Genomic DNA, 15,419 nt, shown 5'->3' with positions numbered 1-15,419 from the left:
GCGTGCGCCTCGTCCACGACGCCGCCGCGGTCCGCGTCCCCGCGACGACCGCCAACATGGGGCCGGGCTTCGACTCCTTCGGCATGGCCTTCCGCTACTACGACGAGGTCACCGTCCGCGCCGTCGCCGGCGCCACCCGCGTCTCCGTCGAGGGCGTGGGGGAGGGGCGCGTCCCCACCGACGACCGCAACCTCGTCGTCAAGGCGCTGCGCGCCGGCCTCGACGCCGTCGGCGCCCCGCAGGCTGGCCTCGAGATGCACTGCCTCAACCGGATCCCGCACGGCGGCGGCATGGGCTCCTCCGCGTCGGCCGCCGTCTCAGGCCTCCTCCTGGCCCGGGGCCTCATCGACGAGCCCGAGGCCCTCGACGACGCGATCCTCTTCCGCCTCGCCACCGAGTTCGAGGGGCACCCGGACAACGTCGCCCCCGCCGTCTACGGCGGTGCGACGGTCGCCTGGACCGACGCCGACGGCACGCCGCACTGCGCGCCGATGCCCGTGGACGGCAACCTGCCGGTGAGCCTCCTCGTCCCGCCGTCGACGACGCGCCTGTCCACCCTGGAGGCCCGCAAGGTCCTCCCGGACGACGTCCCGCGCGCCGACGCCCTGTTCAACACCTCCCGCGCCGCCGTCCTCATGCTGGCGCTGCACGGCCGTCCGGACCTGCTCATGGCCGGCACGGAGGACCGTCTCCACCAGGAGTACCGCCGCGGCGTCCTGCCGGACTCGATGGCCGTCATGGACTCCTTGCGCGAGCAGGGTTACCCCGCCGTCATCTCCGGCGCCGGCCCGACCGTCCTCGTCCTCGCGGCGGTGTCCGAGCAGACGCGCTTCACCCTGGAGCGCCACGGCTGGACAGTCCTGCGCCCCGGGATCGACCTCGCGGGCGCCCGGCTCGTCGAGGCCTCCTGAGGGGCGCAGGCCCCGGCCCCGGCCCCGGGCCGGGCGCGCGAGAGCGCGCATCCTCACGCGGGACGCCCCAACGGTCCGTCGACCGGTGGGGCGTCCGTGCGTTCGTGGCCCGCGACGGGCTTCGGGCCTCCGGCGTCAGGCCGCCGCCGGCTTGCCGCGCAGCTCGAGGAGCGACTCGCGCAGCCCCGCCTCGTCGGAGGCGACGTCGACGGACCGGCACTGCTCGGCGAGGGCGGTGAGGTGCTCGAGGAGCTCGTCGGTCGAGGAGACGGCGCGCTCGGCCGCGCGGGAGAGCGCGACCGCCGGCTCGGGGAGCCCGGGGGCGCCGGAGCCGCCGCCGGCGGTCCACAGCGCGAGGAGCTGGCGCGGGATCTCCAGGACGCGCCGCGTCTCCTGGATCGTCGTCGCCGTGAGCGCGGCGATGCGCGCGTGCTCGCGGGCCTGCTCGCCCAGGCGCACCACGCCGTCGTCGAGCGCGCCGGTGAGGAGGTCGACGTCCTCGAGGGCCTCGCGGGCCTCCTGCGGCGACGCGCCCGCGCCGTCGTCGAGGATCTCGACGAGGAACGTGGCGGTCATCGTCGTGTGCAGGCGGGCGAGCGCGACGCGGAAGCGGGTGCGCCCGACGTTGCGCTCGAGCTCGGCCAGTGCGCCCTGGAGCCGCTCGACGTTGGTGCGCACGATGGGCTGCATCTGGAGCCACAGGTCGAGCAGCTGGCTGAGCGGCGCCCCACGGGCGTCCGTGCGGTCCAGCGCGGCGACGGCCCCGGCCGTGAGCGCGGGGTCCTCGACGGCACGGGCGAGGCGGCGGCTCGCGCGGCGCAGGTCGTGGGCGAGGCCGGAGAGCTCGTCCTGCTGCGCCATGCGCGCCTCGAGTGCGCGGGACACGGCGGTGACGGCGGCGAGACGGTCGGCCAGCGGCCCGGTCGCGCCGGGGCGGGCGGGGAAGCCGGCGCTCAGCTCCTCGCGGCGGGAGACCTCGGCGGGCAGGACCGTGTTCTGGAAGGACTCGTAGTCCTCGAGGCCCTCGCCGGCGAGGAGCTCGAGGATCCGGCCGGCGCCGTCGAGGGCGGCGTCGCGCCGGTTGACGCCTGCTGCGAGCCGCTCGTCCTCGAGCGCGCGGGCGTCGGCGTAGACGGCGGTCGCCGTGGCGTAGAGCTCCTCGACGACGGGACGCGTGCGCACCGAGAGGTAACCGCCCCCGGGCAGGGGCGTGACGGTGGCGAGGACGTCGTACTCGGAGCCGTTCGCCGCGAGGTTGCGGACGTAGGCGGCGAAGGGGAACCCGGCCTCGAGGGTGTCCCACATGGCCCGGAAGGCGCCGCCGGGCATCTCGGGGTGCCGGATGATGTTGTGCGGCGCCCCGCCGAGCTGCTCGCGCCCGTAGTGGGACAGGCGCACGAAGACGTCGTTGGAGCGCTCGATGACGCCGCGCGCGTCCGTCGTCGAGAAGAAGAGCTCGTCGACGCCGACCTCGTGGACGGCGCCGCTGGGCGCGGGCTTGGGTGCGGTGGGGGCCATGGTTCCTACTGGGGCTTCTGGTGGCGATCTTCAGCTCCTGGCCTGAGCCAGCCTAGTGACGGAGGGCGGGTGGACCCGGGTGAAGCGGCGGGTGGTTGACCGGATCGCGACCTTGGTCGGGGCCGCCGGTGGCGCCGTCCGGGGAAGCGGGGGTGTGGTGCGGCTCTCGCCGGAATAGTTCAACACTCAATCAGTTGAGACGTACAGTAGGGCCAGCACCGAGAAAGGCCCCCTATGAGCACCGCCGTCACCACCCCTGAGCGCCACAAGATGCACTTCGGCATCTTCACGGTCGGCGACATCACCGCCGACCCCGCCACCGGCAAGCCGCCGAGCGAGCACCAGCGCATCAAGAACACCATCGAGATGGCCGTCGCCGCCGAGGATCTCGGCCTCGACTTCTTCGCGACCGGGGAGCACCACAACCCGCCCTTCGCACCCTCCAGCCCCATCTCGCTGCTCAGCAACATCGCCGCCCGCACGGACCGGCTCCTCCTGTCCACGGCCACCACCCTCATCACGACCAACGACCCGGTGCGCCTCGCCGAGGAGTACGCCTACCTGCAGCACGTCTCCGACGGCCGCCTTGACCTCATGATGGGCCGCGGCAACACCGGCCCCGTCTACCCCTGGTTCGGCAAGGACGTCCGCAAGGGCATCGAGCTCGCCGTCGAGAACTACGACCTCCTGCGCACCCTGTGGACCGAGACCAACGTCGACTGGTCCGGGGAGTTCCGCACCCCGCTCACCGACTTCACCTCGATGCCCCGCCCGCTGGACGGCGTCGCCCCCTTCGTCTGGCACGGCTCCATCCGCAGCCCCCAGATCGCCGAGCAGGCCGCGTACTACGGCGACGGCTTCTTCCACAACAACATCTTCTGGCCCGCCGACCACGTCAAGCGCATGACGGACCTCTACCGCCAGCGCTTTGAGCACTACGGCCACGGCCGCGCCGAGGAGGCCTTCGTCGGCCTGGGCGGACAGGTCTTCATGGCCTCCTCCGAGCGCGAGGCGATCGACCGCTATGAGCCCTACTTCCGCAACACCTACGTCTACCAGGGTGCCTCCCTGGAGGAGATGACGCAGCACACCCCGCTCACGGTGGGCGCCCCGGAGCAGGTTATTGAGAAGTACCTGAGGTACCGCCGCGTCGTCGGCGACTACCAGCGCCAGGCCTTCGTCATCGACATGGGCGGCGTCCCGCACGCCGAGGTCATGCGCCAGCTCGAGCTTCTCGGCACCGTCGTCGTCCCGGCGCTGCGCGCCGAGCTCGAGGGCTCCCGGCCCGACGGCGTCCCGGACGCCCCGCTCCACCCGCGCCACCTCGCGACCCTCACCGGCGCCGAGCCGCCGGCCGAGGAGCCCTTCGCCCTCGCCGAGTCCTACGACCCGCTCACCGGAAGGAGGGCCCGCTGATGACCGCCCCCGAGCCCGGGCGCAGCCCCCTGTCCGCCATCTCCGACTTCGACCCCGAGCTCCAGGCCGCGGGCGCCGACGCCGTCGCGCCGCCCACCACGGGCGTGCCCGGCACCGCCGTCGCCGCGGGCAGCCCCGACGTCCCCGCGGGGGAGTACGGGGAGAGCGTCGACGCCTACGACCACACCCAGATGGGCCGCTTCGCCCACCTGGTGGCCCTTCATGCCGGCATCGGCACGCCATCGACCTCGGCCATGCTCGCCGAGCGCCTCGGCGAGGCGACCCGCGCCGCCCTCGAGAAGGACTCGCGCGTCGCCAGCCTCAAGGTGATCGCCCTGCGTCCCCTCGTCACCGACATCGCCTCCGCGAGCGTCGGCGGCGCCGTCAGCCCCGAGCTCCAGGCCGTCATCGACGACCTCGCCGCGGCCGACGGCGTCATCGCCGTCACCCCGGTCTTCCAGTCCTCCTACACGGGCCTGTTCAAGTCCTTCATCGACGTCCTGCCCGACGGGACCCTTCGCGGCGCGCCCGTCCTCATGGGCGCGACCGCCGGGACCGCCCGCCACAGCCTCGTCACGGAGATGGCGATGCGGCCTCTGTTCGCCTACCTCAAGGCGATCCCGACGTCACTGGCCGTCTTCGCCGCCAGCGAGGACTTCGGAGCGAGCTGGGCGGACTCCGACTCGCACACGGCACCGCTCGCCGAGCGCATCGAGCGCGCCGGCGGCGAGCTCGCCCAGTACGTCGAGCGCTTCCCCCGCCAGGCGCCGGTGGACGCGATGAGCGACTTCACGCCGCTCGGCGACCTGCTCAAGCGCCGGCACTGACCGCGCGGGGCGGGCGCGCCCGCGGACCGGCGCACGTCGGGCCCGGGACGGGGACCCCGCCCCGGGCCCGACGTGCGCCGCGGGGCCGGGCGACGGCGTCGGGCCCGGCCGGCCGGTGCGCGGTGCCGTCCGGGGCGTTCGCTCGGTGCCCGAGCGGGACCTGCGGAGTCCGAGGGCGCCCCGCGGGCCGTCAGGTGCGGTGCCGTGCGGATCCGTGGGGGTCGGGCCTTGGTCACAGTGGCGGACCGTGCGGGAACGTTCGGGCGCGGGGCTGGTACTGTGTCGGCAACGGCCCTGCGGATCGCACCGCACCGCCTCGCACCTCGGACCCTCCCGGCGGCCCCGCCCCAGCGTCCGGAGGCGTACGACTCCTCCCCGTGACCAGCTCCGGGGCAGTCCCACCTGCTGCACGCCCTCTCCGTCCGTGAGCCGGACCGCAGCACCCACACGTAAGGACACTCGTGACCGAGACCCCCAGCGACAAGCCCGCGCTGTCCACCATGCGTCTGGCCGAGCTGCAGCAGCTCGCCTCCTCCATGGGCCTCAAGGGCACCTCCCGGATGCGCAAGAGCGAGCTCGTCGCCGCCATCCGCGGCGAGGGCTCCGACGCCGCGCGCTCCTCAGCCCGCTCCTCCTCGTCCGAGGCCCCCGCCCAGCAGGACGCGGCGGCCACCGCGGCGGAGCGCTCCGCCGACCAGCAGGAGGCCCCCCGCTCTCGCCGTCGCCGCGCCACGGCCCAGGCCGGCGCCCCGGAGCACCACGACGCCGAGCGCGCCGACGCCGCCCCCCGCGAGGAGCGGCAGGAGGGGAGCGCCGAGTCCCACGACGACGCCGCCCGTGAGGAGCGCTCCTCGCGCCGCAGCCGTCGTGAGCGCGGCGAGCGCGGCCAGGACGCCCAGCGCAACCAGGACTCCGACGGCCAGCGCGAGGGCTCGCGACGCGGCCGTCGTCGCGCCGAGGCCGAGTCCGGAGAAGCCGCCACCCGGCGCTACGACCGCGACGACCAGGCCCCCGACTCGCCCGAGGACCACCTCGACGCCAAGGCCGCCCTCATGCGCGACCTCGCCGACGCCACCGGCACCGCCGCCGTCGAGCCCTCCGAGCGCAAGCGCCGCGACCGGGACCGGGACCGCAACCACGGCAACGGCAACAACGGCAACGACGACCGCTCCAACCGCGACTCCGAGACCGACTCCTGGGCCGACGAGGGCCGAGGCGGCCGCCGCCGTCGTGGGCGCAAGCGCCGCGACCGGGACCGCGACCGCAACAACAACGGCAACGGCAGCAACGGCAACGACCAGAACGACTCCGGCCAGGGCCGCGGCAACCGGGACGACGACGTCCTCCTGCCCGTCGCCGGCATCCTCGACGTCGCCGACAAGCAGCACGCCTACCTGCGCACCTCCGGCTACCTGCCCGGTGCCAAGGATGTCTACGTCAACGCCCAGCAGATGAAGGACGCGGGCCTGCGTCCCGGCGACGCCATCACCGGCTGGGTCCGCGAGGGTGGCGAGACCGCCAACCCCGGCGGCAACCAGGGCGGCCGCTCCGGCCGTCGCCAGAACCGGCAGAACCGCCAGAAGTACAACCCCCTCGTCTCCATCGAGACCGTCAACGGCATGGACCCGGAGCGCTCCAAGCGCCGCCCGGAGTTCACCAAGCTCACACCGCTCTACCCGCAGGAGCAGCTGCGCCTCGAGACGACGCCCAAGGCCCTCACGCCCCGCGTCATCGACCTCGTCGCCCCCATCGGCAAGGGCCAGCGCGGCCTCATCGTCTCGCCGCCGAAGGCCGGCAAGACGATCGTGCTGCAGCAGATCGCCAACGCCATCAGCGTCAACAACCCCGAGGCCCACCTCATGGTCGTGCTCGTCGACGAGCGCCCCGAGGAGGTCACGGACATGCAGCGCACGGTCAAGGGCGAGGTCATCGCCTCGACCTTCGACCGCCCCGCCTCGGACCACACGACGGTCGCTGAGCTCGCCATCGAGCGCGCCAAGCGCCTCGTCGAGCTCGGGCAGGACGTCGTCGTGCTCCTCGACTCCATCACCCGCCTCGGGCGCGCCTACAACCTCGCCGCCCCGGCATCCGGCCGCATCCTCTCCGGTGGTGTCGACGCCAGCGCCCTCTACCCGCCGAAGCGCTTCTTCGGCGCCGCCCGCAACATCGAGAACGGCGGCTCCCTCACGATCCTCGCCACCGCCCTGGTGGAGACCGGCTCCAAGATGGACGAGGTCATCTTCGAGGAGTTCAAGGGCACCGGAAACATGGAGTTGCGCCTGTCGCGCCAGCTCGCCGAGAAGCGCATCTTCCCGGCCGTCGACGTCGCGGCCTCCTCCACGCGCCGCGAGGAGCTCCTCATCAACCCGGCCCAGCTCAAGATCATGTGGCGCCTGCGCCGCCTCTTCGCCGGGCTGGACCAGCAGGCCGCCCTCGAGCTCGTCATCGGCAAGCTCAAGGAGACTCAGTCGAACGCCGAGTTCCTCATGACGATCTCGCGCACCACGCCGGAGGGCACCTCCCTGGCCGACGCCGACGACGGCGCCAACCTCGCCTGACGCCGGGCTCTCCGCCGGCCCAGGCGGGCGCCACGGCTGCTGGACGGGCCGACCCCGCACAGAGGTAGACATCCTCGGCAGAGGTCGACGCCGTCGGCGTCACCGTCTGCCGAGGATGTCTACCTTTGCGCTGGCACCCGCCTAGGCGGCTGCGCGACGTGGTCGGGTGCCCGGGATCACGGGGGAGCCAGGCTCCCGCCCGTTGTCCGCGGGACGGGGCGCCGGTAGCATCGCGCCTTGGTATCCGGTTCACCTGCGTCGACCACGTGGGACCCGGGACCCTCTGAATGCTAGGAGACACCATGAAGCAGGGGATCCACCCCGACTACGTGACCACCACGGTCACGTGCACCTGCGGCAACACCTTCGAGACTCGCTCGACCGAGACCTCCGGTGAGATCCGCGTTGACGTCTGCTCGGCCTGCCACCCGTTCTACACGGGCAAGCAGAAGATCCTCGACACCGGTGGCCGCGTGGCCCGCTTCGAGGCTCGCTACGGCAAGCGCAACAAGTAAGCAGCCTGCCCGACGCCGACGGAGGGCTCCCCAGGGAGCCGCCGTCGGCGTCGTCGCGTCTCCACCCGTCCGCTGCCCCGCCGAGATCGGGACATCCTGACCCCCAGATCGGGACATCCTGCCCCTGAGCTCGGTCGCACCGCGCGCTGAGCTCGGTCGGACGCCGCGCCCGCCGACGCGGCAGGCCCCTCCCGGCCTCCCACGCACCCGCCACGACCCGAGGACACCATGAGCGAGGACTTCTCCGCCGCCGAGCCGCTGCTCGACGAGTACGCCGGTATCGAGCGCGAGATGGCCGACCCCGCCGTCGCCTCCGACCCCGGCGCCATGCGCCGCCTCGGACGCCGCTACGCCGAGCTCGGCCGCGTCGTCGCCGCCCACCGCGCCTGGACCGCCGCCTCCGCCGACCTCGCCGACGCCCGCGAGATCGCGGCCGAGGACCCCGAGTTTGCGCGCGAGGTCCCCGCTCTCGAGACCGCCGAGGCCGCCGCCGCCGAGCGCCTCCGCGAGGTCCTCATCCCACGCGACCCCGACGACGGACGCGACGTCATCATCGAGGTCAAGGCCGGCGAGGGCGGCGAGGAGTCCGCCCTCTTCGCCTCCGACCTCGCCCGCATGTACACCCGCTACGCCGAGCGCCAGGGCTGGGCCGTCGAGGTCCTCTCCGCCACCGACTCCGAGCTCGGCGGCTACAAGGACGTCCGCCTCGCCATCAAGGCCCGCGGCTCCGTCGAGCCCCAGGACGGCGTCTGGGCGCACCTCAAGTACGAGGGCGGCGTCCACCGCGTCCAGCGCGTCCCCGTCACCGAGTCCGCCGGCCGCATCCACACCTCCGCCGCCGGCGTCCTCGTCATGCCCGAGGCCGACGACGCCGGAGAGCTCGAGATCGACCCGAACGACCTGCGCATCGACGTCTTCCGCTCCTCAGGCCCCGGCGGCCAGAGCGTCAACACCACCGACTCCGCCGTCCGCATCACCCACCTGCCCACCGGGATCGTCGTCTCCATGCAGAACGAGAAGTCCCAGCTGCAGAACAAGGAGGCCGGCATGCGCGTCCTGCGCGCCCGCCTCCTCGCCGAGCGCGCCGCCGCGGCCGCCGCCGAGGCGGCCGAGGCCCGCCGCTCCCAGGTGCGCACCGTCGACCGCTCCGAGCGCATCCGCACCTACAACTTCCCCGAGAACCGGATCGCCGACCACCGCACCGGATTCAAGGCCTACAACCTGGACGCCGTCCTCGACGGCGACCTCGGGCCCGTCATCGACTCGGCCATCGCCATGGACGAGGCCGAGCGGCTCGCCGCCGTGGGGGAGAAGTGAGCGACGAGGCCGACTCGCCCCAGGGAACGGGGACCGGCCCTGCCGGGGCATCGCCCCTCGACTGGTCGCAGGCTCCTTTACGTCTTCGGGGCGATGCCCCGGCAGGACCGTTGGACCGCTATGGGCTGCGTCGGCTCGTCACCGAGGTAGGTGGGCGACTTGCGGAGGCGGGCGTTGCGTCGCCGGAGGTGGATGCTCGGGTGCTCGCCGAGCACGTCGTGGGCCGCGCGCTCGTCATGGCCGACGGGGCGAGCGCCGAGCAGGTCGAGCTGTACCTCGCGCTCGTCGAGCGGCGGGCGGCGCGGGAGCCGCTGCAGCTCATCACGGGGACCATGTGGTTCCGCGGTCTGGAGCTGACCGCCCGGCCCGGTGTCTTCATCGTGAGACCCGAGACCGAGGTCGTCGCCCAGGCGGCCGTCGACGCCGCACGCGCCGCTCGCGCGGTCGGGACCGCGGAGCCCGTCGTCGTCGACCTGTGCACCGGCTCCGGCGCCATCGCCGCCGCGCTCGCGCTCGAGGTGCCGGAAGCCCGCGTCACCGCCGTCGAGCTCGACGACGCCCCCGCCGCCCTCGCCGCCGAGAACCTCGAGCGCCTATCGCCCGGACGCGTCCGCCTCGTCCAGGCCGACGCCACCGCGCCCGAGACGCTCGCCGAGCTCGACGGCGCCGTCGACGTCGTCGTCTCCAACCCGCCCTACGTGCCCGCCGACGCCGTCGAGGACGACGAGACCGAGCGCTACGACCCCGACCTCGCCCTCTACGGCGGGGGAGTGGATGGGCTCGCCGTCCCGACGGCGATCGTCGAGCGCGCCGCCGCGCTCCTGCACCCCGGCGGCGTCCTCGTCATGGAGCACGACGCCGGCCAGGGGGCCGCGTTGCGCGAGGCCGCTCTCGCCGCCGGCTTCGCCTCCGCAAGCACTGGCCAGGACCTCACGGGTCGCGACCGCTACCTCCGCGCCGTCCGCTGAGCGCCGGGTGACCGGGGTGCACCGGGAGGACCTGGCTCGGTCGGCGCCGTACGAGGAGACTGGGGCGCAGCCCCGTCCGAACCCGTTCACGGAGGAAGCATGACCACCATCGCCGTCATCGGAGCCACTGGCCAGATCGGCCGCCTCGTCGTCGCAGAGGCCCTCAACGACGGCGTCACCGTCCGCGCCCAGTCCCGCGACGCCGGCCGCGCCCACCGCGTCCTCCCGCAGGGCGCCGAGGTGGTCGCTGCCGACCCCACCGACGCGGAGGCCCTGCGCCCGGTGCTGGAAGGCGTCGACGCCGTCGTCCTCACCCACGGCGCCGACGTCGACGGCCGCGGAGGCAAGACCTTCTACGAGGTCGTCCGCGCCGTTCTCGAAGTCCTGCCCGAGCGCGCCCACGTCTCCCTCATGACCGCGATGCGCACCTCCGAGCACCCGGCCCGCTACGAGTTCATCGCCTGGAAGCGCCGCGCCGAGCGCCTCCTGCGCGCCTCGGGCCGCCCCTACCTCATCGTCCGCCCGGGCTGGTTCGGTTACGAGGGCCCGCAGGACCACGCCATCGACCTGCGCCAGGGCGACCTCGTCACCGGGCAGCCCGGTGTCTCCAAGCAGCACGTCGCGCAGGTGCTCCTCGCCGGTGCCCACGCCGCCGCCGTCCCCGGCACCACCGTCGAGTTCTTCTCCAAGGTGGGCGCCCCCGACGACGACGTCCCTGCGCTGCTCACCGCCATGGAGGCCGACGACGCCGCCCACTCCGGCCGCGGCAGCCAGGACTCCACCGAGGTGCCGCTCGCCGAGGAGCCCGAGGAGGTCCGCCGAGACCTCGCCGCCCACGGCGCCTGACACTCGGTGACGCGGCCGCCGTGTTCTGGGATGATGACGCCATGACCGCCGTCTCCGTCGAGCTCGATGAGGCCGCCGTCGCCGCCGCGTGCCGACGGCACGGCGTCGAGCGCCTGCGGCTCTTCGGGTCCGCGGCCACCGGCGGATTCGACCCACGCACGAGCGACGTCGATCTGCTCGTGGACTTCGCCGCGGACCGTCCCAACCGCTTCGAGGACTTCTTCGGGCTTCGCGAGGAGCTCGAGGCGCTCGCACAGCGGCCGGTCGACCTCGTGACCGCGGACGCGTTGCGAAACCCCTACTTCCGCTCCTCCGTGCTCTCGACGGCGGTGGATCTCTATGCGGATTGAGTCGGCCTCCTGGCTCTGGGACGCGCGTCAGGCCTGCGCCGCGACGTCGTCCTTCGTGGAGGGATCGACCTTCGAGGAGTACAGCCAGGACCTCCGGACGCGGTCGGCAGTGGAGCGTCAGCTCGAGATCCTCGGCGAGTCGCTCAACCGCGTGCGTCAGCACGATGCCGAGACTGCGGCGCTCATTCCCGAACTGGTTCGGATCGTCGGGATGCGCAATCTCCTCGCCCATGAGTATGGCGTGGTCGACGACCGACTCGTCTGGGACGCTGCTGTCAATGAGGTGCCGAGGCTCCGGGGGATCCTCGACTCTCTGCTCGCCGAGCAGGCACCGCCCGTGTGACCTCACCCCACGCCGGCTGTCCCGTCTCCGCCCTGGCCTAGGCTTGGGCGCAGTATGAACGCGATGAACTCCCTCTTCGGCGCCCTGCCCATGCCCGGCCAGAACGGTGCGGCGACGCCCCCGCCCGAGGCCGCGCTTCCGTCCCTGGCACCCGCCGGCGACGACGCCTGGGCTGAGTCCCTCGCCGGTCTCGAGGCCCCCGACGAGCCCGACTACGGCCCGGACGACGACGGCGCACCCGCCCCCGAGGACCAGGCCTCACTCGCAGCCCCCGGCTCCTGGGAGGAGCGCCAGTGCGCCGCCGCCGACCTCGTCGCCCGCGCTCAGGCCAACGCCGCCGCGGCCCGCGCCCGCGCCACGGGCGAGGGCGTCCCGCTCACCGGCGTCCGCCCCCGCCCCGCCGGCGGCCCCGGCGGCTTCAGCGGACCGGCCTTCGGCGTCACCGTCGCCGACCCCGAGACGCTCACGACGGGCCTCAACCCCGCCCAGCACGACGCCGTCGTCCATGCCGGCTCCGCGCTCCTCATCATCGCCGGCGCGGGCTCGGGCAAGACCCGCGTCCTCACCCACCGCATCGCGTACCTCCTCGCCACCGGCCGCGCCCGCCCCGGCGAGATCCTCGCCATCACCTTCACGAACAAGGCGGCGGCGGAGATGCGCGAGCGAGTCACCGCGCTGGTCGGCCCGGCCGGCGAGCGCATGTGGGTCTCCACCTTCCACTCCGCCTGCGTGCGGATCCTGCGCCGCGAGCACGACGCCGCCGGCCTGCGCTCCACCTTCTCGATCTACGACTCCGCCGACTCCCAGCGGCTCATCACCATGATCGTCAAGGAGCTCGGCATCGACTCCAAGCGCTTCACGCCCAAGACCTTCGCGAACCGCATCTCCGACCTCAAGAACGAGCTCGTCACCCCCGCCCAGTACGCCGAGCGGGCCGTCACCTCGAACCCGCTCGAGCGCTACCTCGTCGACGTCTACAAGTCCTACGCGGCCCGCCTCGTCGCCGCGAACGCGCTGGACTTCGACGACCTCATCATGCGCACGGTCCAGCTCCTGCAGACCAAGCCGGCCGTCGCCGAGACGTACCGCTGCCGCTTCCGCCACATCCTCGTCGACGAGTACCAGGACACGAACCACGCCCAGTACGTCCTCGTCCGCGAGCTCACCGGCGGGCCCGGCACCTCCGGTGCCGGCAGCGCCCTGCCTCCCGCCGAGCTCACCGTCGTCGGCGACTCCGACCAGTCGATCTACGCCTTCCGCGGCGCCACGATCCGCAACATCGAGGAGTTCGAGGAGGACTACCCCTCCGCGCGGACCATCCTGCTCGAGCAGAACTACCGCTCCACGCAGAACATCCTCGACGCCGCCAACGCCGTCATCTCCCGCAACGAGGGCCGCCGCAAGAAGAACCTCTTCACCGAGTCCGGCTCCGGCGAGCCCATCACCGGCTACGTCGCCGACTCCGAGCACGACGAGGCCCGTTGGATCAGCCAGGAGATCGACCGCCTCCATGACGTCTCCGGCGTCAAGCCCCGCGACGTCGCCATCTTCTACCGCACCAACGCCCAGTCCCGCGCCCTGGAGGAGGCCTTCGTCCGCTCCGGCCAGCCCTACAAGGTGGTCGGCGGCACCCGCTTCTACGAGCGCCGCGAGATCAAGGACGCCATCGCCTACCTGCGCGCCGTCGACAACCCCGACGACGACGTCAACCTCCGCCGCATCCTCAACGTCCCCAAGCGGGGCCTGGGGGACAAGGCCGAGGCGGTCCTCGCCGAGCACGCGGCCCGTTACGGCGTCTCCTTCGGCACCGCGATCGCCGACGCCGCCGGCGCCCTGCGCCCCAACGAGGACGGCGAGACCGCGGGCGACCTCGACGCGCCCGGCACCGAGCCCCCGGCTGTCGAGGGGCTCGCCACCCGCGCCCGCACCCAGGTCACGAAGTTCCACAAGCTCCTCACCGGCCTGCGCCACCAGCTCGCCGCCGGCGACGGCGTCGCCGACGTCCTCGACTCCGCCCTGGACGCCTCCGGCTACCTCGCCGAGCTGCGCGCCAGCGACGACCCGCAGGACGCCACCCGCGTCGAGAACCTTGCCGAGCTCCACTCCGTCGCCACCGACTTCCAGGCAGCCAACCCCGATGGGACCCTCGCGGACTTCCTCGAGCGCGTCAGCCTCGTCGCCGACGCCGATCAGCTCCCTCCCTCCGACGACGTCGCCGCCGCCCAGGCCGACGACGGGCAGGTCACCCTCATGACGGTCCACACCGCCAAGGGCCTGGAGTTCCCGGTCGTCTTCGTCACCGGCATGGAGGACGGCACCTTCCCGCACTCCCGCTCGCTGGCCGACGAGACCGAGCTCGCCGAGGAGAGGCGCCTCGCCTACGTGGCCCTCACCCGCGCCCGGGAGCGCCTCTACGTCACCCGCGCCGCCGTCCGCTCCGCCTGGGGCGCCGCCAACGCGATGCCCGCCTCCCGCTTCCTCGACGACATCCCGGCCGACACGATGGAGTGGAAGCGCCTCGCCTCCTCCATGGACGCCCTGCGCGGCGGCGGCACCGGGTGGGGGAGCAGCTGGGGCGAGGGCGGATTCGGCTCCGGACGCCGCGCCGGCTACGGCTCCCGGGGTGGCTCGTCCTACTCGGACGACGACGACTTCGCACCCGCGATCGGCTCCGGCAAGCGGACCGGAAAGCTGGGACGCGTCGAGACCCCGAAGGACCGCGCCGAGGCCCGCCGCTCCAAGCGTCTGTCCGAGCGGAGTGCGCCCACGAGGCTCGACGGCTCCGCGGCGTCCTCCGGCTCCACGGTGGACGCGGAGGCCCTGCCGGAAGCGGTGCGCGGCCTCAAGGTCGGCGACCAGGTCCGCCACGACTCCTACGGCACCGGCGACGTCGTCGCCATCGAGGGCTCGGGCCGCTCCACCGTCGCCCGCGTCGAGTTCACCATCGACGGCTCCCGCACCGTCAAGCGCCTCATGCTGCGCCTGGCCCCCATCGCGAAGGCCTGAGCCCGGCCCGGACCCGAGCACGACGACGGCGGTGCGCCCCAGCAGGGGACGCACCGCCGTCGTTCCGGGTGCCGGCAGCGGGACCCGACGCCCGCAGCGGTTCAGTGCTCGCGCGGCGGGACGAGGCCGATCGGGTCGTGGTCGGCGCGGAACACGTTGATCGACGCCTCCTCATCGGCGTACCCCAGCGCGAAGCCGGTGATGAGCTTGTAGTCCTCCGGGACCTCGAACTCGGCGTCGATGGGGCGCCTCCAGGCGGCGAGCATCCCGATGGGGCAGGTCGCCAGGCCGTGCGCCGTCGCGGAGAGGAAGAGCGTCTGGAGCATGAGGCCGGCGTCCATGGCGGCGAAGGGCATGAGCCCGGAGTGCACGAGGACGAAGCCGATGACGGGCGCGCCGAAGGCCTCGCCGTTGCGGCGGTTGTAGGCGTCGCGAGCCGCCTTGTCCCCGCGGGGGATCCCGATGTGCGTGTAGAGCGCCTTGCCCAGCCGCACGCTGCGCATCCGCAGGTCCGCGGGGTACGGGGCCCACACCTTGTAGTCGCCGTCGGGCATGCCCCCGGTCAGCGCCAGCTTGGCCATGGCGGCCTTGTCCCCGCGCTGGGCGGCGGCGGAACGGTCGAACTCGGCGGCGTACGCGGCGCGCACGCGCTCAGCCCGCTCACCGGTGGCGATCGCCAGCATGTAGGGGCGGGTGTTGGACCAGCTCGGCGCCTGGGCGGCGTCGCCGAGGACCTCGGCGAGCAGCTCCTCGGGGACCGGCTCGGGGCGGAAGGCGCGCACGGAGCGGCGGCGACGGAGCACCGTGTCGAAGTCGGTGGAGCCGGGATCGCGCTCCTGATCGG

General features: G+C 73.5%; 13 protein-coding genes. 11 read left to right on the top strand and 2 right to left on the bottom strand.

Annotated elements, in window-relative coordinates; translation table 11 throughout:
* The first annotated feature begins 2 nt into the window (after positions 1 to 2).
* The gene (thrB, locus tag AXF14_RS01100; RefSeq protein WP_067939295.1) at positions 3 to 911 is read left to right on the top strand and encodes a homoserine kinase; all 909 of its coding nucleotides are present in this window, start codon (positions 3 to 5) and stop codon (positions 909 to 911) included.
* A gap of 135 nt (positions 912 to 1,046) precedes the next feature.
* Here the strand turns inward: thrB and AXF14_RS01095 are convergent, their stop codons facing one another.
* Entirely contained in the window at positions 1,047 to 2,429 is a 1,383-nt protein-coding gene (locus AXF14_RS01095; RefSeq protein ID WP_067939292.1) for a PAS domain-containing protein, read from the bottom strand.
* A 234-nt stretch (positions 2,430 to 2,663) separates the two neighbouring features.
* Here AXF14_RS01095 and AXF14_RS01090 point away from each other — a divergent pair, with 234 nt between their 5' ends.
* The 10 genes from AXF14_RS01090 (at position 2,664) to AXF14_RS01045 (ending at position 14,575) form a co-directional block, all read left to right on the top strand.
* Complete coding sequence (locus AXF14_RS01090; RefSeq protein WP_236755774.1) at positions 2,664 to 3,845, top strand: CE1758 family FMN-dependent luciferase-like monooxygenase; 1,182 nt, start codon at positions 2,664 to 2,666, stop codon at positions 3,843 to 3,845.
* Positions 3,845 to 4,672: a CE1759 family FMN reductase gene (locus AXF14_RS01085; protein WP_084355250.1), complete on the top strand. Its 828-nt coding sequence runs from the start codon at positions 3,845 to 3,847 to the stop codon at positions 4,670 to 4,672. The genes AXF14_RS01090 and AXF14_RS01085 overlap by 1 nt, the downstream gene beginning before the upstream one ends.
* A 461-nt stretch (positions 4,673 to 5,133) precedes the next feature.
* Positions 5,134 to 7,230, top strand: a complete 2,097-nt coding sequence (gene rho / locus AXF14_RS01080) for a transcription termination factor Rho (protein ID WP_067939288.1) — start codon at positions 5,134 to 5,136, stop codon at positions 7,228 to 7,230.
* A 302-nt stretch (positions 7,231 to 7,532) separates the two neighbouring features.
* Entirely contained in the window at positions 7,533 to 7,745 is a 213-nt protein-coding gene (gene rpmE, locus AXF14_RS01075; protein ID WP_067939283.1) for a 50S ribosomal protein L31, read from the top strand.
* Positions 7,746 to 7,973: 228 nt separating this feature from the next.
* Positions 7,974 to 9,062 carry a peptide chain release factor 1 gene (gene prfA, locus AXF14_RS01070; protein ID WP_067939280.1) on the top strand — a complete coding sequence of 363 codons (1,089 nt, stop codon included), beginning with the start codon at positions 7,974 to 7,976 and terminating at the stop codon, positions 9,060 to 9,062.
* Between the two features lie 110 nt (positions 9,063 to 9,172).
* Complete coding sequence (gene prmC / locus AXF14_RS01065) at positions 9,173 to 10,030, top strand: peptide chain release factor N(5)-glutamine methyltransferase (RefSeq protein WP_067939277.1); 858 nt, start codon at positions 9,173 to 9,175, stop codon at positions 10,028 to 10,030.
* 99 nt (positions 10,031 to 10,129) lie between these two features.
* A complete protein-coding gene (locus AXF14_RS01060) occupies positions 10,130 to 10,876 on the top strand; it encodes an NAD(P)H-binding protein (RefSeq protein ID WP_067939273.1) in 747 nt (248 codons plus the stop codon).
* Positions 10,877 to 10,917: 41 nt separating this feature from the next.
* Positions 10,918 to 11,226: a nucleotidyltransferase family protein gene (locus AXF14_RS01055; protein ID WP_067939270.1), complete on the top strand. Its 309-nt coding sequence runs from the start codon at positions 10,918 to 10,920 to the stop codon at positions 11,224 to 11,226.
* Positions 11,216 to 11,569 carry a HepT-like ribonuclease domain-containing protein gene (locus tag AXF14_RS01050; RefSeq protein WP_084355249.1) on the top strand — a complete coding sequence of 118 codons (354 nt, stop codon included), beginning with the start codon at positions 11,216 to 11,218 and terminating at the stop codon, positions 11,567 to 11,569. The genes AXF14_RS01055 and AXF14_RS01050 overlap by 11 nt, the downstream gene beginning before the upstream one ends.
* 54 nt (positions 11,570 to 11,623) lie before the next feature.
* On the top strand, positions 11,624 to 14,575 hold the full coding sequence (locus tag AXF14_RS01045; protein WP_067939266.1) for a UvrD-helicase domain-containing protein: 2,952 nt from the start codon (positions 11,624 to 11,626) through the stop codon (positions 14,573 to 14,575).
* A 101-nt stretch (positions 14,576 to 14,676) separates the two neighbouring features.
* On the opposite strand, the gene AXF14_RS01040 is transcribed toward AXF14_RS01045, so the two are convergent.
* A complete protein-coding gene (locus AXF14_RS01040; protein ID WP_067943861.1) occupies positions 14,677 to 15,378 on the bottom strand; it encodes a nitroreductase family protein in 702 nt (233 codons plus the stop codon).
* Positions 15,379 to 15,419: the final 41 nt, after the last annotated feature.

Source organism: Actinomyces radicidentis, assembly GCF_001553565.1.
Taxonomy (GTDB): Bacteria; Actinomycetota; Actinomycetes; order Actinomycetales; family Actinomycetaceae; genus Actinomyces; species Actinomyces radicidentis.
The sequence above is the reverse complement of the archived record's forward strand: the minus strand, read 5'-3'. Positions and strand labels throughout refer to the sequence as shown.

Excerpts from the sequence above, each read along its gene's own strand:
- AXF14_RS01095 (WP_067939292.1), bottom strand. The coding sequence starts at position 2,429 with ATGGCCCCCACCGCACCCAAGCCCGCGCCCAGCGGCGCCGTCCACGAG.
- AXF14_RS01090 (WP_236755774.1), top strand. The coding sequence starts at position 2,664 with ATGAGCACCGCCGTCACCACCCCTGAGCGCCACAAGATGCACTTCGGC.
- AXF14_RS01085 (WP_084355250.1), top strand. The coding sequence starts at position 3,845 with ATGACCGCCCCCGAGCCCGGGCGCAGCCCCCTGTCCGCCATCTCCGAC.
- rpmE (WP_067939283.1), top strand. The coding sequence starts at position 7,533 with ATGAAGCAGGGGATCCACCCCGACTACGTGACCACCACGGTCACGTGC.
- prfA (WP_067939280.1), top strand. The coding sequence starts at position 7,974 with ATGAGCGAGGACTTCTCCGCCGCCGAGCCGCTGCTCGACGAGTACGCC.
- AXF14_RS01060 (WP_067939273.1), top strand. The coding sequence starts at position 10,130 with ATGACCACCATCGCCGTCATCGGAGCCACTGGCCAGATCGGCCGCCTC.
- AXF14_RS01055 (WP_067939270.1), top strand. The coding sequence starts at position 10,918 with ATGACCGCCGTCTCCGTCGAGCTCGATGAGGCCGCCGTCGCCGCCGCG.
- AXF14_RS01050 (WP_084355249.1), top strand. The coding sequence starts at position 11,216 with ATGCGGATTGAGTCGGCCTCCTGGCTCTGGGACGCGCGTCAGGCCTGC.
- AXF14_RS01045 (WP_067939266.1), top strand. The coding sequence starts at position 11,624 with ATGAACGCGATGAACTCCCTCTTCGGCGCCCTGCCCATGCCCGGCCAG.